The organism is Thiomicrospira sp. (assembly GCF_036568485.1).
Lineage (GTDB): Bacteria > Pseudomonadota > Gammaproteobacteria > Thiomicrospirales > Thiomicrospiraceae > Thiomicrospira.
Map to the genome: position 1 here is coordinate 1 of NZ_DATCSL010000127.1, position 21,134 is coordinate 21,134.

Sequence of the window (21,134 nt, forward strand, 5' to 3'; positions counted from 1 at the left end):
AATCGAGTAGAGTTAAACACAGCCGTCGTCTCCTTTTTGAAGTCTTTCTTTGGTCGGAAATCCTTCTATCCTAGGAACTACGGCTTTTTTGTCAACCCTTCTTTATTTTATTCCGGACACCAGTGCCAGGCCTGGTGGTTAGCGAGTTGTGATTCGCTAACCATCGGGCTTTTTTATGCGGCGGTTTTGAGTCTTCGGTTGCCGTCCCAGGCGAGTAGGCTTGGGGTTAGTAGTAGGGTGATAAAGGTGGCGATGGTGAGACCACCGACGATACCGGTAGAGAGTTGAGTCCAGAACTGGCCAGATGGCGCGCCAAAGAAGAGATCACGCTCAAAGAAATCGACGGTTAACCCCATTACCATTGGCAATAGACCAACAATGGTAGTGATGGCGGTTAATAGAACCGGACGCAATCGTTCAGTACCGGCCTGTTGAGCCGCTTGGTTTGGGTTAAGGCCTTGTGTCCGGTAGAAGTTGTAAGCATCAATTAACACAATATTGTTGTTCACCACAATCCCAGCTAACGCCATAATGCCAATGCCGCTCATGACAATCGAAAAGGCTTCTTGACGCAGGATTAAGCCTAAAAACACACCGGCGATAGAAAACACAATCGCCGACAAAACTAATAGGGCTTGGAAGTAGCTATTGAACTGGGTGAGTAGAATCAGCAACATTAAAAATACCGCGAGCAAAAACGCGATAATTAGGAATTCAGCGGCTTCTTGCATGTCTTCGAGTTCGCCGGCAAAACTAACTTCGACACCTGGATCTAAATCAATCTTTTTAAGACTGCCACGTAAAACCGCTAACTCCTTCGCCGCCGTGGTATCGGGTAGAACATCCGCCGACAGGGTTTGCACATTACGCGCATCCACTCGATTAATCAGCGGATGATTGGGTGCACCGACTAAACGTACAAAGTTTGCGATGGGCACCATGCCATCATTAGTAGAGATTCTTAAGTTGGCTAACTGAGCAAAGGTGCGTTCGTTGGCGGGATAACGTAAACGAATATCAACTTCATCGCGCGCAAAATCCGGCAAATAGGAACCAATCAACACCCCATTGGTTAAAAGCTGCACCGCCGAGCCAATCGTCGCGATATCCACCCCATAACGTGCGGCTTGTTCACGATTTACTTCAATGCGAATTTCGACATGCGGCATCGGTGCATCGCTAGAGATATCTGTAAATTGGCCTTGTTGCTCCATCAGACGTTTAACTTTTTGTAGGTTGGGCAGTAGGTCTTCAGGTTGATCGGCCGATACTTGGATTTGAATTGGGCGGGCTTCACCTGGGCCAGATTGTTCTTTTTCGATTTGCACTCCAACACCAGGTAAGTCGGCGGTGAGTTGACGAATTTTATCTAGAATCTGCTCAGCCGGTTCACGTTCGCGCCAGTCTAAAAAGTCCATTTGAATCGTGCCAATCACGTCGGGTGACAGATTCGCATTCAGACGACTTTCAACTGAAGCAATCGTGCGCGAATACAAACGTTCAATGCCTTGCGTACCGATAATGCGTTGCTCAACCATGCGCACAATCTTGTCGGCTTCTTGAAGCGATAAGTTGCCGTCTGCCTGAATTTGAAGCTGGGCTCTTTCGGGTTCAATATCCGGGAAAAAGTTCACGCCACGACCATAATGGCTGTAAAACATAAGGCTGACAATTAGGGTCAGTAAACTCAAACCCACTACCAGGCCTGGTTGTTGAATCATGGACTTTAACGTGCGTTCGTAATATCGGCTAAAACGGTTTTTGGTTTCGCTTAAAGCCGGTTGCGAGCTTGGTTGGCTTTGCATGGTTTTATTCGACAATAAACTCCCCATAACCGGCACAAAAATAAGCGCCATAAGCAAAGACATAGATAAGGTGAGAATCACGGTTGCAGGTAAATAAAACATAAATTGGCCAGCGGTACCGGGCCAGAAAAGTAGCGGAAAAAACACCGCAAGCGTGGTAGCGGTGGAGGCGGTAATTGGCCAAGCCATGTACTGGGCGGCTTTTAAAAACGCTTGTTTGGCGGTTTTGCCTTCTTTCTGTAGACGTTCAGCGCGTTCGACCACAATAATCGCGCCGTCCACCAACATGCCAATCACCAGAATTAAGCCAAACAACACCACAATATTGAGCGTGAAGCCCAGCATATTAATCGCTAAAATACCGCCCATAAATGCGCCTGGGATTGCAATCGACACTAATAGAGAGGCACGTAAACCTAGTGCTAAAATCATTGTGAGGGCGACTAAAACAATCGCGCTGATGACGTTGTTTTGTAAGTCACCCAATAGGGTTTTAATGTTATCGGCTTGGTCTTGTAAATAATCAACTTTAAGCGTTTCAGGCCAGTCTTGGCGCATTTGCTCAACAGCCGCTTGCACATCCGCCACGGTTTCGATGATGTTTGCGCCGCTGGTTTTGCGAACATCCAACGCAATGGTGGGCTGGTTATTGACGCGAGCATAACTATCCGCGTCTTGATAAGTTTGGCGCACCTGCGCAACATCTTTAACGCGAACCACTCTGTTGTCGGTGACTTTGACGGGCATGGCTTCGATGTCTTGCTGAGTTTGAATGGTGCCGGGCACAGATAAACCAATGCGTCCGGCACCGGTATCAAACGTACCGGCGGTGATAAGTTGGTTGTTATTGCGGATGGCTTGATGGATTTGCTGTGGTGATATGCCATAAGATTGCATGGCTAGCGGATCAATCACAATCTCTAGCAAGTCTTCACGTAGGCCGGAAAGATCAACCTCTAACACGCCAGAAATAGTTTCGAGCTTTTCTTCTAGCTCGCGTGCGATTAGGTTGAGTTCTCTTTCTGGCACGTCTCCCGATAGGCTGATGGTTAACACCGGAAACAGTGAAATATCAATTTCTCGAATTACCGGCCGGTTGGCACCAGCAGGCAGGTCGGGTGTGGCATTATCGGTCTCGTCACGCACACTTTGAATGGCTTGTTGTTGATCATAACCTGGATCAAATTCCAGAATAACGGTAGCAAACCCTTCACCGGCGCGTGCGGTCATTTTGCGCAAGCCTTCGAGCGATTGCAGTTTGCGTTCCAAAGGTTCGACCAATAAACGCGAACTGTCCTCGCTGGAAATGCCGGGGTAACTAACATTCACTATAAAAACCGGAATATAAATTTCCGGCGCGGCTTCTTTAGGAATGCTGATATAGGAATAAGCACCGGCACTTAAAATTAACACCAACAATAAAATAACCGAACGCGCACGGGTAAATAAGGCGGCGATCAACGCATTCACTATCGGGTTCCTTGGGTTTGATCGCTAAACGAGTTTGGAGTAGGTTGGACATTGACCTTTTGACCGTCGGCTAATGCGCCATGTGTGAGGGTGGCAATTTGCACACGTCGCTCAAGTCCGTTAACCCAAATGGCTTTGCCGTCGGCTCGGACAATTTCGATGGGTTTGAATTCTAGCGTTTGTTGACCGTTGACGATGTAAATTCCAGCTTGGCCGTTTTCATCCAAGCGAATGAGGGCAGGTGAAATTTGATGCGCCATTTGTGCATCCAGTTCCAGCGTCACTTCAGCACTTAAGCCAGAAGGCAAAGGGTTTTGACTGTTGTCGATTTCAATCTCAACTCGGAAAGTGCGGGTTTTAGCATCGCCAATTGGCGAAATAAAACGAACTTGCCCTGTGCGCTCTTCACCACCCACAAAGCGAATTTTCGCGGTTTGACCAAGTTGAATATTAGCGATTTCAGCCTGTTGGACTTGAATAACGGCGAGCAGCGGGTTGTTATCAACAATTTCAAGCAACTGACCGCCCAAGGTAACAAAACTGCCTTGTTCCGCGAAGATATGGTTAACGGTGCCGTTTATGGGCGCTTTAACTTGAGTGTTTTCAATCTCAAACTCAATCGCTCGTAAGGCGGCACGCGCCGATTCGAGCTGGGCGAGTCGAAGTTGACGCTCAGAGTCTGAGGCCAGGTTGCGTTCGATTAATTGATTCACCGCATCATAATCTCGCTGGCTAGACGCCACTTGTGCTTTGGCTTGCGCGAGTCGCACTTGGCGGTCATCCATCGACAGGCGCGCAATTTTATCGCTTTCACGAACCGTTTGGCCGACACCTACGATATCTTCAACCAAACCATCGGTACGCGCTCTGACGATGGAAACCTGAATCGGTTGAGCATCGCCATAAATCACCAATTTACGATGAATAGATTGGGCTTCACTCCAACTCGCGGCAATCGTAGGCAGATTAGGTTCTTCATCGATAGATTGAGGGTGATTGTTTGAGCCCAGCATGCCGCTTGCGATCCAACTCACAACCAGTAATAAAATTAATATAAATACAATATGGCTGGCTTGGAGTTTTTTTTGTAGCATTCGAGTCAAGGCCTCGCTTTGCGAACTAGAGTTGAGTTGGGTTTTTCGGTAGCGCCTGCTGGCGATAAGGTTTAGCTTACCAAACAGGCGGGTTTTCTTGGTCTTTAAACATTTTGGCTAAATAAGCTTGGTGCGCAGCCATTTCTTCTTGCGAGGGTTCCAACACTTTAAGCGCGCCACGTTGGTCGCGGGTTTTGCGAGTCCAACGATTGCCGGATGCGCCGCCGTGATCGTGCGCTAGTTTCAGGCTGACTTGGCCGCCGGTCATCATTAAATACACATCTGCCAGAATCTCGGAATCGAGAAGGGCGCCGTGCAATTCTCGACCTGAGTTATCCACGCCTAAACGCTTGCACAAAGCATCCAACGAATTACGCTGACCCGGATAGGTTTGGCGTGCCATTTTTAAGGTGTCGGTGATTTTGCAGTGGTCTTCTATTTTGCCCCAAGGGTTGTCTTTTAATAAAGACAGCTCATGGTTGATAAAACACACGTCAAACGGCGCGTTGTGAATCACCAATTCTGCGCCTTGCACAAACTGCATAAACGCCTCGACCACCTCAGCAAACTTGGGTTTGTCGGTCAAAAACTCATTTGTAATACCGTGCACACCAATCGCTTCTTCTTCCACCTCGCGTTCGGGTTGAATATATTGGTGGTAATGTTGGTGGGTTAATTTGCGATCCAACAGCTCAACACAGCCGATTTCAATAATGCGGTGGCCTTGTTTGGGATCGATGCCCGTGGTTTCGGTATCTAAGATTATCTGACGCATAACCGTCTCTTGGTTTAAAATAAGCCTCATTTTATCACTTTTAAAATTGAGGAATACCCGATGCGAGTGAAGAAAGGCGCAAAAGTTACGTTTCATTATGAACTGCGTGATAACAAAGGCGAATTGCTAGATTCGACCTACGATGTCGCACCGGTGGTTTATATCCAGGGTGAAGAAGAAATTATTGAAGGCTTGGAAGAGTTTTTAGAAGGCGAAGAGCCAGGTTTTGAAGCCAAAGTCACCATCTCGCCAGAAAAAGCTTACGGTTATGAAGCCGACGATTTAATGGTCATCGCCAGCCCAGAAAACTTTGACGACAACGTTGAGTTAGTCGAGGGCAATGTGGTGGAAACGGTTGACCCAGAAGGCAACCCAATCAATTTCCGCATCACCAAAATTGATGGCGACAAAGTTTACCTAGACGGCAACCACCCACTAGCGGGCAAAACCTTGGATTACAAAGTCGAGATCATTTCGGTTGAATAAACTGGGTAAGGTTTTTCAGAGCTTATGGGCTCGACTTAAAATGCAGACACAATGCAAGGCTGTTTAAATGTTTGAAATAAAAGAGATTGATCCACATCAATATCGCGTAAAAACCCGCAACGCTACGCTGCGTGTAATGGCGTTGTTTATTGTTATTGGTTTCTTAACCTCGTACTTTTTCCCCAGCTTATTTGGCGAAAACCCGCATAATTTGTTGACCCTGCAAATCATGGGCGCATTGATTGGTTTAGGGCTTGTTTTTTGGATTACCGCCAAGTTTTTCAAGCACCAGGCCTGGATGAAAGAGGCGATGTACGGCTGGCAATTAAAACGCAGCCTAATGCACATCACCAATGCAATGCGACCTTTGCAAGAAAAGGTAGAAGCGGGCGATACCGAGGCGATGAAGGTTTTGCGTTTTTATCACCTAGGCATCACCCAAATGTACACCTTCGAGCAAAACACCAGCGGTTTGATCGATTTAAAATCCGAAAAAGAACAGCTAGAAGCCACAATGCGCGAGCTTGGTTTAGATACCGAACAAACCCAATTTGAGCTAGCCAAGCTAAAAGCCGTGGTTGGCGATAAAGAGCAAAACTAGCCAAGTTTTACCTGCAAACAACGTGGCTTTCCTAATAATAGCAAAGCCACGCATCAACCTTCATTTCACCACAAAAAAATACCTATTCTGTCACCCTGAGCAAAGCGAAGGGTCTCCATTTGAACAGCTCAACCAACAACCAGGCCTGGTGATTGGGTGCCTGATGTTTCTCAAGGCAGGTTTAGGTGTTTTGTTACAAATGCCCCCCAAAGTTAATGGTTTGATCAGGTAAAATAGGCGGCTATTTAATTGTTTAATTTCTGGTAACGCTTAATTGATGTCTGAATTTCCTCGCGATAAATCTTTGCTTCAATCTTCTATTGCTCAAGCCCAGAGCCGTGATCAGTTTAGTTTGAAACGGGATTTGGATCAGTTGGACTTGTCTAAACTTGATCAGAATAACCACCAGGCCTGGTTGTCTTGGTGTGGGCGTTTGCAAAGGTCGATAGATAAGGTGCAAGCGCGCAAAGCGTTGGTGCCGAACATTGAATATGATTTAGCTTTGCCGGTGGTGGGGCGGCGCGCTGAGTTGGTGGATTTGATTAGCCAGCATCAAGTGGTGGTGATTGCGGGTGAAACCGGCTCGGGTAAAACCACTCAGATTCCTAAGCTTTGTTTAGAGGCGGGGCGTGGTGTGCTGGGGCGCATTGGTTGTACGCAACCGCGTCGTTTGGCGGCGCGCAGTGTCGCTGAGCGTTTGGCGGAAGAGCTCGGTTCATCGCTGGGTGAGCTGGTGGGTTACCAGGTGCGTTTTCATGATCAGGTGCACGAAACCAGTTTAATAAAGGTGATGACCGACGGTATTTTGCTGGCGGAGATTCAGAACGATCGTTTTTTAAGCCAATACGATACGATTATTATTGATGAGGCGCACGAGCGCAGTATCAATATCGATTTCCTGCTTGGTATCCTAAAAAAGCTGTTACCTAAACGACCTGATTTAAAAGTCATTATCACTTCCGCCACCATTGATACCGCGCGTTTTGCCGAACATTTTAAACAACCAGGCCTGGTAGTGCCGATTGTTGAGGTGTCGGGGCGGACTTATCCGGTTGAAACGCGTTATCGTCCATTAGGTCAGGTGGAAATGGACGATGGTACGGTGATTGAGCAGGATTTAACCAGCGGCATTATTGATGCGCTGGAAGAATTGGCCGAACATGACCCGCACGGCGATGTATTGGTGTTTCAGGTAGGTGAGCGCGACATTAAAGAAACCGCCGAAGCTTTGCGTAAACAAAACCTCAAAAATACCGATGTGATTCCGCTTTATGCGCGTTTGTCGGTGTCGGAACAAAATAAGGTTTTTCAAACCTCACCCAAACGTCGGATTATTTTATCTACTAACGTGGCGGAAACCTCGCTTACCGTGCCGGGGATTCGTTATGTGGTTGATCCAGGCCTGGTGCGTATCAGTCGCTACAGTGTGCGCTCTAAAGTGCAGCGTTTGCCAGTCGAGAAAATCTCGCAAGCTTCGGCTAATCAACGTAAAGGCCGCTGTGGTCGTGTCGCCGATGGTATTTGTATTCGTTTGTATGCCGAAGATGATTTTAATTCGCGCCCTGAATTTACCGATCCGGAAATTCATCGCACCTCGTTAAGTTCGGTGCTGTTAAATATGGCGCAACTTAAGCTCGGAAAAGTTGAGCAGTTTCCGTTTATCGAACCGCCATTAGAAAAAGCCGTCAACGATGGTTATCGTCAGCTGATGGAAATTGGCGCACTGGATGATAAAAAACGTTTAACCGAATCGGGTCGAGATTTAGCGCGTTTGCCGCTGGAACCACGTATCGCCAAGATGGTGCTGGAAGCGGATAAAAACAATGTGTTGGCGGAAGTATTGATTATCGCGGCGGCGATTAGTATTCAAGACCCGCGTGATATGAACGAACAAACTATGCAAGCCGCACGTAAAGCCCACAAGGCGTTTGAAGATGCGCGTTCGGATTTTCTGTTTTTCCTAAACCTGTGGCGGTTTTATGAACATCAGCAACGTCACCTCAGCCAAAACAAACTGCGCAAACTTTGCAAAACCAATTACCTGTCGTATTTGCGCTTGCGTGAATGGCACGATTTGTATCATCAGTTAAAAGTCAGCTTAAAGTCGATTGGTTTAAAAGTTGGTGAGTTGCATTTGTACGAAGAGGTGACCGAAAACGGTCAAACCCTAGAACGTCTGAGTGATTTACACGGCATCAATGTGCATCGTTCATTATTGGCCGGTTTGTTGGGGCAGGTGATGATGCGCGACGACGAAAACGCTTATATGGGCGCGCGTGGCACTAAGTTGTTTCTTCATCCGAGTTCGGTGTTGTTTAAACGCAAACCCAAATGGGTGATGTCGGCGGAAATGGTCGAAACCAGCAAGTTATATGCACGCACCAATGCGGAAATTGATGTGCATTGGGTTGAGCAGTTAGCGCCGCATTTAATCAAACGCAGTTACGCTGATCCGCATTGGCAAAAGAAACGCGGGCAGGTGGCAGCGTACGAGTCGGTGACGTTATATGGTTTGCCGATTGTGAATCGTCGAGCTTGTAATTATGGGCCGATTAATCCGAAAGAATCGCGCGGCATTTTTATTCGAGCTTTGGCGCAAACCGAGGTGAATACGCGCGCGGCGTTTTATCTGCATAACTTAGAGTTAATTAAACAGATTGAGCGTTACGAACAAAAGTTAAGACGGCCGGATTTTTTGGTGGACGAAACCGTGTTGCAGGCATTTTATGAAGAGCGTTTACCCGAACATATCTACAACCAACCGGCGTTAGAAACCTGGCTTAAGAAAGCCGATGCCAAAACTCAGGATAGCTTAAAACTCACTGAATCTTTGTTGTTAAAACAAGATTTGGACAGCCAGTATGAGCAGGATTTTCCTGACCAAATTCAGCTTAGTCAGCGCATTCCACTACAGTTGGATTATCGGTTTGAACCGGGTCAGCAACAAGACGGCGTGGTGTTTAAGATTCCGTTGGCGGGTTTGAATTTGGTTAATGCTGAGCAGTTTGAATGGTTAACGCCGGGCTTTTTAAAAGAAAAGATCACCTGTTATATCAAAGCCTTGCCTAAACAACTTCGTAAACAGTTTGTGCCCGCACCCGCAGTGGCAGAACGCGTGCAGTCGCAAATTGATGAAAGCCAAGGTGAGTTCGTACCACAAATGATTACGGCCTTAAATCGCCAAGCCAATCAAAAAGTCCGCGTGACGGATTTTGGTGCGGTGGATTTACCCGCGCATTTAAGACCTTGGTTTCAGTTGTTGGATGATAAAGGCAAATGTTTGGCCGAAAGTGCTGATTTGGATGAGCTGAAATCGCGTTATCAACATTTGGTGGAAGCACAAATTCAGCAAACCCAAACCGAACCCAAACAGGCTATTACCGAATGGGATTTTGGCGATTTGGCGCAGGAAGAATCGATTAAGTCTCAAGGCAAAAATCTTATGGCTTATCCAGGCCTGGTGCTTGAGAAAGATCAGGTGTTTTTAACCCGCAGTGGCGATGAACGTTTGGCGCAAAAACAACACGGTTATGCGGTGTGGTTTTTATTAAAGAACCAGTTAAAAGATAAACATAAATACTTGCAGAAACACTTGGCGTTAAAACAAGCTTGTTTGTGTTTTGCGCCTTATGGCAGTTGCGCACATTTAACCGAACAGGTGATTGAAAAGGCGTTACGTCGATTAGTGCCCGAACCCCAAACGATTCGCACCCAAGTCGCGTATGAAGCCGCGGTAACTTGTTTACAAACCAACTGGGTGAAAGAAGCGCAAGCGATTGCGAGCTTAGTGAGTGAGATTTTACAAAATCACCAGAGTTTGGCGAAACAGATTAAAGGCAAATTGAATCCACGTTGGTTGGCATCGCTAGACGACATCAAAACCCAGTTGGATGATTTGGTGAACCTGAATTTTGTGTTGGATACGCCTGATATTTGGTTGGCACAAATTCCACGTTATTTAAAAGCCTTGCAGATTCGGTTGGAAAAACTCGATTTGGACCCGCAAAAAGATCAGCAGGTTCAAAGACAAATGCAAAGTTTGCTAAATGACTTTAACGAATTGAAAACCCATGAATCACTAAGATTAACCCCCGATTTCATTGAGTTGCGTTGGATGTTGGAAGAGTTGCGCATCTCGTTGTTTTCTCAGCCAATGAAAACCCTCAAGCCGGTTTCTGTCGAGCGTTTGCAGAAATTGATCAAGTCACTTTAATTATTTTTAAAGTGATTTAAATCATGCCATAATGAAACCGACTTTTTACCTAAGGAGGGTTGTCATGCAGTTCAAAACAATTATGACGGTTATGTTGGTAAGCAGCGCGAGTTTATTTATTGCGTGTAGTGATTCATCTGATACAGATTCAAGTTCGAGTTCAGGAATGGATACGCGCGAAGTCACCAAACAGCCTGAGCCTCAAACCCCGAGTTTGGATCAACGTGTTGAATCCGCGCCAGCCCCACAAGAATCAACCGAAACCGCCGAAGCGCCAGCGGCTGAAACAGAATCTAAAATAGCAGAAGCACCGATTGTTGAAAAACCAGCCGAAGTGGATGTAGAGGATACCACCGTCGCTGTCGCTTCAGGTGAATCCTTATATGCCACTTGTATTGGTTGTCATGGCGCAACCGGAGCCGGTGGTGTCGGGCCACAATTAAGCGGTAAAACCAAAGAGTTTTTGGTGGATCGCATTAAAACCTACCGTGCTGGTGAGCAAGTTGGACCTATGACAGCGATGATGGCCCCCATGGTTTCAGCGATGACCGATGAAGAAATTAACCGCGTAGTGGATTATATTTTGACCTTTTAAATTTGTCTTAATGCTTAATTGAAGTATTTGTAAATGACTTAAATAACCCCGATTTGTCTGCATTTCGGGGTTTCTCTTCTGATTCTCTCTTGATGGATGCGCCTGCATGACCCAAGATCAATTCCTAATTTTATTTATTTTAGCCGTCACCATGGTGTTGTTTGTGTGGGGGCGTTGGCGTCATGATGTCGTGGCCGCGATGGCTTTGATGGCTTGTGTGTTAGCGGGCTTGGTAGCACCAGAGGATGCTTTCTTGGGTTTTGCGCATCCAGCTGTCATTACGGTGGCCTGTGTGTTGGTATTAAGCCGAGGTTTGCAGAACTCGGGAGCCGTCGATGTATTGACTCATCATGCGATGCCCAAAAATGCCGGAAAAATTTTGAGTTTAACTGCGCTGGTTGGTATTGGTGCTTTGTTGTCCGGTTTTATGAATAATGTCGGCGCGATGGCCTTGTTGATGCCGGTGGCGATCCAACTGGCGGCGCGTTTAGAGTTGCCCCCCGGCCAGATTTTAATGCCGCTCGCTTTTGGTACGATTTTAGGTGGCATGACCACCTTAATCGGTACGCCGCCAAACTTAATAGTGTCAGGTTTTCGGGTGGAAAACGGCTTTGATGGCTTTGGCATGTTTGATTTTGCGCCAGTCGGCGTTACGGTAGCGTTGGTCGGAATTTTATTTATTGTGTTAGTGGGGTGGCGTTTTGTTCCGGCGCGCAAACAGCGCGGTGTCACTGAGTTTGAAACCGGCGCTTATTTAACCGAAGTACGCGTGCCTGAAGACACTAAAGCCGTGGGATTAAGGTTGCGAGAAGTTGAATCCATTTTAGATGAAGCCAATGCGCAAATTATTGCGATGGTGCGAAATGATGTACGCATCAATGCACCAGGTTCACAACGAGTGGTCAAGGCTAGAGATATTCTAGTTATTGAGGCGGATGTGGATTCCTTGGCTTCCGTGTTATCAAACTTGGGACTTAAGTTGGAGGAGTCTGGCTCCTCAAGTGAAGACGTGAAAGAAGAAAAAGTAAAATCCGAAACTGAAAAATCATTAAGGTCCGGGCAATCCAGTCAAAGAGAACAAGCAAAACTCGATAAAAAAGATGAAGAAGACATAGAGGAAACGGATAAAGCCGATCCTACGGATGATACGGTGTTGATGGAGTTCGTTGTGCGCAGTGACTCAGAAATTGTTGGTCGTTCAGCAAGAGATATTCAGTTACGTACCCGTTATGGTTTAAATTTATTAGCCGTATCTCGAGATGGTGCGCGATCCAGCGCACGCTTGAGAACGCTACGAATGCGGCCGGGCGATTTATTATTGATGCAAGGCCCATCTGAAACCTTAACTGAGTTTGCGGCTGATTATGGTTGTGTGCCGTTGGCTGAACGCGAGTTGCGTATTCCAGATAAACGCAAAGCGTTAATGGCAACCGCTATTTTAATAGGCGCGGTGGGCATTGCGGCCTTCGGTATTTTTCCTACCTCGATTGCGTTTGCTGGCGCGGTATTGGTGTCAATGTTGGTTCGTACGGTTCCACCGACTTCCGTTTATAAAGCGATTGATTGGCCAATTATTGTATTGTTAGCGGCGTTAATTCCTGTAGCGGGGGCCATGCAATCAACCGGAACGGCCACTTTAATCGCCGAATTTTTATTGCAAAATGTGGCACAAGGCCATCATGTTGTTGCGTTAGCTGTCATTTTAATTGTGACGATGTTTTTGTCGGATGTTATGAATAATGCTGCAACTGCAGCCGTTATGTGTCCAATAGCCGTCGGCACTTCTTCGGCATTGGGTGTAAATGCCGACCCATTTTTGATGGCGGTTGCCATTGGCGCTTCTTGCGCTTTTTTAACACCAATTGGACATCAAAATAACACCTTAATTATTGGCCCAGGTGGTTTTCGTTTCGGTGATTATTGGCGTTTAGGGTTGCCAATTGAAATTTTAGTTGTACTGGTGAGTATTCCAATGTTGTTATGGGTTTGGCCACTTTAAATGCTTGGCTTAGAGGAGTTTGTCACTTGTGACCTTTGATATCGCCTTGGTTTTGATCATTTTGTTAGCCAGCTTGGTGTTTTTTGTCACCGAGTGGCTGCGCATGGACTTAGTGGCGTTATTGGTGTTGGTGAGTTTGGCAGTGTTTGACCTTGTTTCGCCAGAACAAGCGGTGAGTGGTTTTAGTAATCCGGCCGTGGTCACGATTTGGGCGATGTTTATTATGAGTGCCGGTTTAGCTTATACCGGCTTTGCGGATCGACTGGGGCGGCAAATGATGCAAGTTGCCGGTCCTAGCGAAGTTCGTATTATCGTGATTTTAATGTTGGTTTCGGGCGCCTTGTCGGCATTTATGAATAACACGGGTGTCGCCGCGCTGATGCTGCCAGTGGTGGTTGAAGTCGCCAGACGCACCGGCATTTCGGCATCAAAGTTATTAATTCCGTTAGCGTTTGGTAGTTTGTTGGGTGGATTAATGACCTTAGTGGGTAAACCATCTAACCTATTGGCGAGTATGGCGTTGGAAGATGCAACCGGATCGGGGTTTGGCTTTTTTGATTTTGCTTATATTGGGTTGCCCATTTTATTGATCGCCATTGTGTTTGTCGCGTTGATTGGTCGGCATCTATTACCTAAACAAGACAAAACCACCGAGCAAAATAGCCAGAAGGATTTGCGTGCGGCTTATGGCTTGCAAGAGCGTATTTTTGCCTTGCGTGTGCCGGACGATTCTTTGTTGGAAGGGCGCAGTATTGCCCAATCGGGTTTGGTGACCAGTGCGGGGTTAATGGTAGTGGCGCGGATTCGCGATGGCCAAACTCAGGCTTTGCCGCTTAAATCCACCCAATTAAAAGGCGGAGATATTGTGCTGACCCAAGGTCGATCCGATCGCTTTGAGTTGCTACGCAGCTGGAGTCAGCTCAAAATTGAACGCCAATCTCCGGTTTTACATCAATATTTGCTCGAACAAAACCAATGGGCTGAGGTGGTGATCGCTGAAACCTCGAGCTTAATTGGCAAAACACTCAGGCATCAAGATTTTCGCCAAGTTTATGACTTAAGCCTGTTGGCGATTCGACGACCAGGCCTGGTGCGTCGTACTTATTTATCCGATATGCCGATTCAGGCGGGTTACCATTTATTAGTTCAAGGTTCATCAGAAAAAATTGAACAGCTGGCTAAACACGAAGAGGAGTTTAGTGATTGTCATTCAATTAGTTTGGATCAAGTGCAAGAGATTTATAACTTGGATGAACGCCTGTTTGTGTTACGGGTGCCGGAAGAATCGGGTTTGATTGGCAATAGTCTGGCGCAGAACCGCATCGGTGAAGCGTTTGATTTCCGTTTAATGGGCTTGTTTCGAGCCGGTAAGGTTTTAGCCGCACCTAACGATGATGAAGTGGTGCAGCAAGGGGACTTGTTATTGATCCAAGGACGCGAAGAAGATATGGATCGGTTGCGTGGCTTGCAACAGCTCGAACGCCTGGACGATATTTCGCCTTATTTGGATGTGTTTGATAAAGGTGAGTTAGAGCTTATAGAAGCGACCTTGCATCCGCATGGCAAATTAGTGGGTAAGCAGGTGAAAGAACTCGACCTTGATGAACGTTACCAAGTGCAAATCGCCGCGGTTTGGCGGGGCGGTGAAGCTTATCGCTCCGGTTTGGATGTGATGCGATTACAAGCGGGGGATGCGATATTGATTGTCGGGCCTAAACCCAATTTAGCTAAACTGAATGATAATGCGGATTTGATTATTCTCAACCCGATTCAAACCAAACCTATGGATGCCAGTAAAGCCCCTATCGCGGCGTTATTAATGTTATTTGTGGTAGTCGCTGTGTTGTTCGGTTGGTTGCCGATTTATATTGCGGCGGTTGCGGGGGCGAGTTTAATGGTGTTGTTGCGTTGCTTAAATATGGAGCAAGCCTATCGTGCGATTGAATGGCGCTCGATTTTTCTGATTGCCGGTATGTTGCCATTAGGCATGGCAATGGATCAGTCCGGTGCGGCGACTTATCTCGCTAACGGATTATTGAGTTTGCTGGGTGAAGAAAGTCCTTGGTTGGTGGTAGCGGGGCTGTATTTAATGACGGCAATGGGCATACTGGTGATTCCGGGGGCGGCCTTGGTGTTGATTATGGCACCGATTGCATTAACCCTAAGTGCGCAATTGGATATTTCCGCCGCCAGTGTGATGATGGTGGTGGCATTAGCTGCGACCGGTTTGGCGAGTCCAGTATCACATCCGGCCAATACTTTAGTGATGGGGCCGGGTGGTTATCGGTTTATTGATTACTTTAAAATTGGTTTGCCTTTAATGTTGATGATGTTTGTCGTCACGATGGTGTTAATGCCAATTTTTTGGCCACTTTAGTTCGCACAACCCTGTAAACCACCGCTGTGATAAAGCACAATTTTTTGGCCGGCTTTAAACTGGTTTTGTTCAAGTAGATTGTTAAAAGCCCAGACCATTTTAGCCGTGTAAACAGGATCAAGTGGAATTTGAAATTGTGATTCGAACTGATTGGTTTTTAACACTATTTCGGCATTCGACTTTGCATAGCCGCCGCCATGAAACTCGGTTAATAAATGCCAGTTTTGCTTTAAATCCCCGATCCAAGTTTCAATTTTAGGTTTCAGATATTCAGCCTTTTTTAAGCTGGCCACCCCCCAAACTTTTTGCTTAGGCGAAGCATATTTTGCCAAACCAGCCAGGCTGCCTCCGGTGCCAACCGCACAAAATAAATCGGTCCAATCTTTACACTGTTGATTTAGCTGAGTAATCACACTTTCAAATCCGGCTACCGCGAGTTCATTACTGCCACCTTCGGGCAGAATGTAAGCCTGCGGAAATCTGAGTTGCAATTGCTGCAACCAGGCCTGGTGATGGCGTAAACGATAAGTCTGGCGGTCTAAAAATTCAAAATGCATACCATGTTGCTGGGCTTGTTTTAAGGTAGGCGACCAGGCCTGGTGGTTATGCGCCAGTTCATCGCCCCGAATAAACCCGATACTTGACCAACCTCGCTCATAGCAAGCTGCCGCCGTGGCCGCAATATGATTGGAGTAAGCGCCGCCAAAGGTGATTAACTGAGTTAGACCTTGCTGTTCGGCTTGCTCAAGGTTTAAACGTAGCTTATGCCATTTGTTGCCTTGAATTAGCGGATGGTTAAGATCATCACGTTTCATCCACACTTCGATACCGGCTTGATTAAAGCGTGCATCTTCCAGCTTTTGCAGTGGTGTGGTGATTTCTGTTTGGGAGGAGGTCATATTTGGTACAATTGCGGCTTTAATCTATTCATTTATTGTGAGTAAACGCCATGGATCCGATGATTGCCAGCTTAGATGTTTTATTTGTATTATTAGGCGCTATTTTAGTGTTATTTATGCATGCTGGTTTTGCTTTTTTAGAAGTGGGCACCGTGCAACATAAAAACCAAGTAAACGCACTGGTAAAAATTATGAGCGACCTGGGGGTCTCGACCATCGCTTACTTCTTTATTGGTTATGGTTTAGCTTATGGCGTATTTTTAGGCTTTAACCTGGAGAACCAATTAACACAGGCGATGACCGAAAAGTCGGGTTATGACTTGGTTAAATTTTTCTTTTTAATGACCTTTGCGGCGGCGATTCCAGCCATCGTGTCGGGCGGTATCGCGGAAAGAGCGCGTTTTTATCCGCAATTATTGGCAACGTTTTTTATTGTGGCACTGATTTACCCCACCTTTGAAGGTATTGCTTGGAATGGCAATTGGGGTATACAAGCTTGGTTAGAAGCTCAGTTTGGCGCGCCATTCCATGACTTTGCCGGTTCGGTGGTGGTGCATGGTGTGGGTGGTTGGATTGCTTTAGTGGCGGTGCTGTTACTAGGCGCGCGTTTAGGCCGTTATGATCGCCAAGGCCAACTTAAAAATGCGCATCCACCGTCTAGCATTCCATTTTTAGCTTTAGGTGCTTGGATTTTAACGGTAGGCTGGTTTGGCTTTAACGTGATGTCGGCGCAATCCGTGGCGGGTATTCAAGGTCTGGTAGCGGTGAACTCGTTAATGGCGATGGTGGGCGGCATTTTAGCGGCAACCTTTATTGGCAAACAAGATCCTGGCTTTGTACATAACGGGCCATTAGCTGGTCTGGTGGCGATTTGTGCCGGTTCAGATGTCATGCATCCATTGGGCGCGTTGGCGACCGGTTTAATTGCAGGCGCGCTGTTTGTAAAAGCCTTTGTTTGGACACAGCAACGTTTGAAAATTGATGATGTATTGGGTGTGTGGCCTTTGCATGGTTTGTGTGGCGCGTGGGGTGCGATTGCCGCCGGTATATTTGGTTCAGCGGCTTTGGGTGGTTTAGGCGGTGTATCAATCTTTTCACAAATAATTGGAACCTTACTGGGTTTGAGCTTAGCGGTTATTGGCGGGTTGCTGGTATATGGTTTAATCAAACTGTTTATCGGCATTCGTTTAACGCCTGAGCAGGAATATGAAGGCGCGGATGTGAGTTTGCATCGAATTCGTGCTAACCCACACCACGATCAAATGTAGAGCACGCTTAATTTACATTATTACCTTCAGGTTTTTGAGTACCAGGGCACGCCTGTTCCCTGGTTGTTTTTGGTTTTTTCGGAATAACTATGCGCAAACTTTCTTCAGATCAGCTTTATCGCTTCACTCGTATTGATTCAAACGCTTTTGCCAGTCAGTCATCTGATATTTATAACTTTATGCAGCGTTTTCATCCGCGTGCTTATCAGTCTTTAAATTTTGGTCTGCATTTAAAGCGGAATCACAATCACATTTTTATTATGGGTGAGCCCGGCGTCGGTCGTATTGGTATGACCAAAGCCATGCTGATGAAAGCCGCCGAAAATAAGCCAATGCCCGATGATGTTGCGCTGGTTTCAGACTTTAAAGAAAGCCCAAAAACCAAATACCTGTATTTTCCAGCCGGCCAGGGACATCGTTTTAAGGCCGCGATTGAAAGCTTTATTACCCAGCTTAAAAATCAATTGCCGGTGGTGTTTGATGGCCACGCTTATCAGCTACGTTCGCAACAATTGGAGCGCAAACTCAGTGCGCGCCAAGAAGAAGTTTTAGCGCCGGCCTTTGAGTTGGCGGAATCCTTGGGGGTTGATGTTCAGCAAACCGAAAATAATTTTGTCTTGCACGCGATTGTTGATGGCGAAAAAATGCGTTTGAGCGAACTTAAATCGTTAGATGACAAGGTTCAAAAACATTTTACCGATGCGTTGGATAAGGTCGAGGCGGCGCTGAATGAAGGTTTAACTCGTTTCCCAACCATTCAACATGAATTTATGGACGCGGGTAAACAATTAAATACACAGGTGGCAAGTGAACACATTGAACCGTTAATTCTTAATTTGAAAAAAGACTTTGGCGTAAATGACGAGGTAAACCAGTATTTAGATGAGCTTGAGCAGGCCGTGGTCGCTAAGTTGCATTTGTTCTGGGATCAAACAGCTGACCAAGTTACAACCAGTGGTTCGGCACAAATGACGATGGATGAGATTTTGGCCGAGCAGCAGGGCATGAGTCAATTTGGCGTGAATTTATTGGTTGATCATCGCGGTTTAAAACATGCGCCCGTCATTTATGAGCAAAACGCAACCCTGCCAAAATTGTTTGGTTATGCGATTAATACAGCCAGTTCACATAGCTCAGGTGACACATTAAGTTTGGCGATGAATCATCAAGCTGGTTTGCTGCAAAAGGCAAATGGTGGTTATTTAATTTTGAGTATCCAAGCGATTTTAAAGGACCCTGAGATTTGGTCGAGCTTAAAAGCTTCGTTGATGTCGCGCCAACTTAGTTTTGAAATTCCGTCCTCAAATAGTGTGGTGCCTTATCATTTACCTGATTTTCCATTGGGATTAACCCTGGTGTTAGTGGGGCAGTCGGCGCATTTTTATGCCTTGCAAGAAATTGACGCCCAGTTTGGCCGTTTGTTTAAAGTGCAGGTTGAGTTTGAGGTTGAGCTAGAGCGCACACCGGATCATGAGCTGGCTTTGGCTCAACAGTTAGCCAGTGAGATTGAATCTTGGGATGACTTGCCCGTTGATTTGTCGGCCTTTGAGCGTTTGATTGAATATGCGTCACGCATGGCCGAAGACGAAAATCGGCTTTACACCAACAAAGCGATTTTGCGCGATGTGTTGGCGGAAGCGAATGCGTTTGCACGAGCCAATAACGAAGACAAAGTCACCCGCGAAACCATTGAATCAACGCTTGCACAGCACGAATTCCACACCGGCTTAATGGAAGAATATTACCACCGCGCGATTGTTGAGCAGCAGGTCTTGATTTCAATGCAAGGTGAACATGTCGGGCAGGTGAACGGTTTGACCGTTTTAACCGTCGGCCGTCAGTCATTTGGTCAGCCGGTTCGTATTACCTCACAAGCTTCAGCGGGTGATGAAGGTGTAGTGGATATTGAGCGTGAAATTGAAATGGCCGGCCCGATTCACTCTAAGGGCATGTTAATTTTGTCGGGTTATGTGCGTGGACGCTATATGCGTTATCGTGCATTAGGCTTTAGTGCTTCAATCGTCATCGAGCAAAGTTACGAAGGCATAGAAGGCGACAGCGCGTCTTCGGCCGAGTTATATGCACTCTTGTCGGCGATCGCGCAAGTGCCGATGCGTCAAGATTTAGCCGTGACCGGTTCGGTTAACCAGTTTGGTGAAATCCAACCTGTTGGCGGAATTAATGAAAAAATCGAAGGTTTCTACAAAGTTTGCGCCGCGCGTGGTTTAACCGGTCAGCAAGGGGTGGTGATTCCGGAAGCGAATGCACGTCATTTAATGTTAAATGATGAAGTGCGTTTAGCGGTTGAGCGTGGTGAATTCCATATTTTTGCGATTAGCCATGTCGATGAAGGTTTAGCCTTATTTAGTAATTTGCCGATGGGCGAGGCCGATGAACATGGTGAGTTCCCGGATGGCAGCTTTAATGCCAAGGTCATGCAAGCCTTAGAACGTATGAACGAAAAAGACCGCGACGACTCGCGTGATGATCATCGTTAATAAGGATTTATAGTAACTTGAAGAGTTAAGCACCAGGCCTGGTGCTTGCGATCCCGCTTTAGGTGGGTTAATTAGGTTGGGTTAACTTAGGTGGTTAGACTTGTCTAGTGGCTTAAGCCATGACATCAATTAAGCTGCCGAGCATTTCATCACTGGTCTTAATGACTTTGGCATTCGTTTCAACCAAGTTGGCATCCAGTTTATGCATAATCAAGGGTTCCGCTTTATCGACCACATTAGGGCTGGCAATTTTTTGACTGTTTAACTCTAGGTTTTTAAACCCAGTTTGAATGCCGGTGTAGGCATTGTTCATAGCCGATCCAGAAATATTCATTTCATGTCCTTTTATTTAACCGGTACATTGTTTATCTTAACGCTTTTAGTTTGCAAAGCAAAGCTCTGCTTAACGCTTTGATTTTTCAGTATTTAAAACTGATTATTTAGCTTTAAAAAGCGTTATTTAAGGGTGTGTTATCTGAGTCTTCTTGTTTGGCGATATAAGGGTCGGTGTTGACTTCATATTCAATAAAAATGGGGGCATATCGATCGCTGCCGACACGGTCTATCGTAATGCGCATTGCGTCATCTTGCCAAACAAATGAAGCATAGCTGGGTAAACCGTTTAAACTCTTGCGAATTACCTGGTTAGGCTGGCCATAAACCTCAATCAATTGGCGTGCGACCTGTTGGGTCTCTAAGTCACGGTAATCGTTATTAAAGTGAGTACCAGATCGGCGTAAAAGACGTTTAGCAGAAACCACTTTGCCATTGGCGTCATAGCGAAATTGCACATAATAACTATCGCGCAAGTTCGAGTAGGCAAAAAACTTGTCCATGTTTCGATGATCCGCGGTGGCCCGATCTTGTTTAAAACCACCCAGGTTGCGTAAATGCACCCGCACTGAGTTCATATCAGCTTCGGTTAGTTTAATGCCTAATAATTCGGCTTGTTGAGGCGGCGTTTGGGCGAGGGCGACGACAGGGAGTGTGAACAAGCCCAGCGATAAAAGCTTGAATGCGAATGCCCATTTTAATCGATTTAAAAACATGCGAT

Annotated in this window: 14 protein-coding genes; 8 read left to right on the forward strand and 6 right to left on the reverse strand. The window is 46.4% G+C overall.

Features of this window, described 5'->3' with window-relative positions; all coding sequences use genetic code 11:
* Positions 1-173 precede the first annotated feature (173 nt).
* The 3 genes from VIM91_RS11600 to dnaQ form a co-directional block, all read right to left on the reverse strand.
* Entirely contained in the window at positions 174-3,275 is a 3,102-nt protein-coding gene (locus VIM91_RS11600) for an efflux RND transporter permease subunit (protein ID WP_331864969.1), read from the reverse strand.
* Positions 3,275-4,369 carry an efflux RND transporter periplasmic adaptor subunit gene (locus VIM91_RS11605; RefSeq protein WP_331864970.1) on the reverse strand — a complete coding sequence of 365 codons (1,095 nt, stop codon included), beginning with the start codon at positions 4,367-4,369 and terminating at the stop codon, positions 3,275-3,277. Before VIM91_RS11605 ends, VIM91_RS11600 begins: the two co-directional genes overlap by 1 nt.
* A gap of 76 nt (positions 4,370-4,445) precedes the next feature.
* Positions 4,446-5,144 (reverse strand): DNA polymerase III subunit epsilon, encoded by a 699-nt coding sequence (gene dnaQ / locus VIM91_RS11610; protein ID WP_331864971.1) that lies wholly within the window; start codon positions 5,142-5,144, stop codon positions 4,446-4,448.
* A 60-nt stretch (positions 5,145-5,204) separates the two neighbouring features.
* On the opposite strand from dnaQ, the gene VIM91_RS11615 reads away from it, so the two are divergent.
* The 6 genes from VIM91_RS11615 (at position 5,205) to VIM91_RS11640 (ending at position 15,415) form a co-directional block, all read left to right on the forward strand.
* Positions 5,205-5,630: an FKBP-type peptidyl-prolyl cis-trans isomerase gene (locus VIM91_RS11615; RefSeq protein WP_331864972.1), complete on the forward strand. Its 426-nt coding sequence runs from the start codon at positions 5,205-5,207 to the stop codon at positions 5,628-5,630.
* A gap of 67 nt (positions 5,631-5,697) precedes the next feature.
* Positions 5,698-6,231, forward strand: a complete 534-nt coding sequence (locus tag VIM91_RS11620; RefSeq protein ID WP_331864973.1) for a DUF3087 family protein — start codon at positions 5,698-5,700, stop codon at positions 6,229-6,231.
* Positions 6,232-6,508: 277 nt separating this feature from the next.
* Positions 6,509-10,444: an ATP-dependent RNA helicase HrpA gene (hrpA, locus tag VIM91_RS11625; protein WP_331864974.1), complete on the forward strand. Its 3,936-nt coding sequence runs from the start codon at positions 6,509-6,511 to the stop codon at positions 10,442-10,444.
* Positions 10,445-10,508: 64 nt separating this feature from the next.
* Positions 10,509-11,039, forward strand: coding sequence for a c-type cytochrome (locus tag VIM91_RS11630; RefSeq protein ID WP_331864975.1), 531 nt, complete (start codon positions 10,509-10,511; stop codon positions 11,037-11,039).
* Positions 11,040-11,145: 106 nt separating this feature from the next.
* Positions 11,146-13,038 carry an SLC13 family permease gene (locus tag VIM91_RS11635; protein ID WP_331864976.1) on the forward strand — a complete coding sequence of 631 codons (1,893 nt, stop codon included), beginning with the start codon at positions 11,146-11,148 and terminating at the stop codon, positions 13,036-13,038.
* A gap of 28 nt (positions 13,039-13,066) precedes the next feature.
* On the forward strand, positions 13,067-15,415 hold the full coding sequence (locus VIM91_RS11640; protein ID WP_331864977.1) for an SLC13 family permease: 2,349 nt from the start codon (positions 13,067-13,069) through the stop codon (positions 15,413-15,415).
* Here the strand turns inward: VIM91_RS11640 and VIM91_RS11645 are convergent.
* Complete coding sequence (locus tag VIM91_RS11645; protein WP_331864978.1) at positions 15,412-16,314, reverse strand: 1-aminocyclopropane-1-carboxylate deaminase/D-cysteine desulfhydrase; 903 nt, start codon at positions 16,312-16,314, stop codon at positions 15,412-15,414. The two genes, VIM91_RS11640 and VIM91_RS11645, sit on opposite strands and share 4 nt — an antisense overlap.
* Positions 16,315-16,364: 50 nt before the next feature.
* Between VIM91_RS11645 and VIM91_RS11650 the strand changes: the two genes are divergently transcribed.
* The gene (locus VIM91_RS11650; protein ID WP_331864979.1) at positions 16,365-17,582 is read left to right on the forward strand and encodes an ammonium transporter; all 1,218 of its coding nucleotides are present in this window, start codon (positions 16,365-16,367) and stop codon (positions 17,580-17,582) included.
* Between the two features lie 89 nt (positions 17,583-17,671).
* Entirely contained in the window at positions 17,672-20,080 is a 2,409-nt protein-coding gene (locus VIM91_RS11655) for a Lon protease family protein (RefSeq protein ID WP_331864980.1), read from the forward strand.
* Between the two features lie 112 nt (positions 20,081-20,192).
* Here the strand turns inward: VIM91_RS11655 and VIM91_RS11660 are convergent, their stop codons facing one another.
* Both VIM91_RS11660 and VIM91_RS11665 read right to left on the reverse strand, forming a co-directional pair.
* The gene (locus tag VIM91_RS11660; protein WP_331864981.1) at positions 20,193-20,414 is read right to left on the reverse strand and encodes a hypothetical protein; all 222 of its coding nucleotides are present in this window, start codon (positions 20,412-20,414) and stop codon (positions 20,193-20,195) included.
* 112 nt (positions 20,415-20,526) lie between these two features.
* On the reverse strand, positions 20,527-21,129 hold the full coding sequence (locus VIM91_RS11665; RefSeq protein ID WP_331864982.1) for a hypothetical protein: 603 nt from the start codon (positions 21,127-21,129) through the stop codon (positions 20,527-20,529).
* Positions 21,130-21,134 lie beyond the last annotated feature (5 nt).

What these genes read in the sequence shown, in the direction of transcription:
- VIM91_RS11605 (WP_331864970.1), bottom strand. Translation starts at nt 4,369, where the DNA reads ATGCTACAAAAAAAACTCCAAGCCAGCCATATTGTATTTATATTAATT.
- dnaQ (WP_331864971.1), bottom strand. Translation starts at nt 5,144, where the DNA reads ATGCGTCAGATAATCTTAGATACCGAAACCACGGGCATCGATCCCAAA.
- VIM91_RS11615 (WP_331864972.1), top strand. Translation starts at nt 5,205, where the DNA reads ATGCGAGTGAAGAAAGGCGCAAAAGTTACGTTTCATTATGAACTGCGT.
- VIM91_RS11620 (WP_331864973.1), top strand. Translation starts at nt 5,698, where the DNA reads ATGTTTGAAATAAAAGAGATTGATCCACATCAATATCGCGTAAAAACC.
- hrpA (WP_331864974.1), top strand. Translation starts at nt 6,509, where the DNA reads ATGTCTGAATTTCCTCGCGATAAATCTTTGCTTCAATCTTCTATTGCT.
- VIM91_RS11630 (WP_331864975.1), top strand. Translation starts at nt 10,509, where the DNA reads ATGCAGTTCAAAACAATTATGACGGTTATGTTGGTAAGCAGCGCGAGT.
- VIM91_RS11635 (WP_331864976.1), top strand. Translation starts at nt 11,146, where the DNA reads ATGACCCAAGATCAATTCCTAATTTTATTTATTTTAGCCGTCACCATG.
- VIM91_RS11645 (WP_331864978.1), bottom strand. Translation starts at nt 16,314, where the DNA reads ATGACCTCCTCCCAAACAGAAATCACCACACCACTGCAAAAGCTGGAA.
- VIM91_RS11650 (WP_331864979.1), top strand. Translation starts at nt 16,365, where the DNA reads ATGGATCCGATGATTGCCAGCTTAGATGTTTTATTTGTATTATTAGGC.
- VIM91_RS11655 (WP_331864980.1), top strand. Translation starts at nt 17,672, where the DNA reads ATGCGCAAACTTTCTTCAGATCAGCTTTATCGCTTCACTCGTATTGAT.
- VIM91_RS11660 (WP_331864981.1), bottom strand. Translation starts at nt 20,414, where the DNA reads ATGAATATTTCTGGATCGGCTATGAACAATGCCTACACCGGCATTCAA.
- VIM91_RS11665 (WP_331864982.1), bottom strand. Translation starts at nt 21,129, where the DNA reads ATGTTTTTAAATCGATTAAAATGGGCATTCGCATTCAAGCTTTTATCG.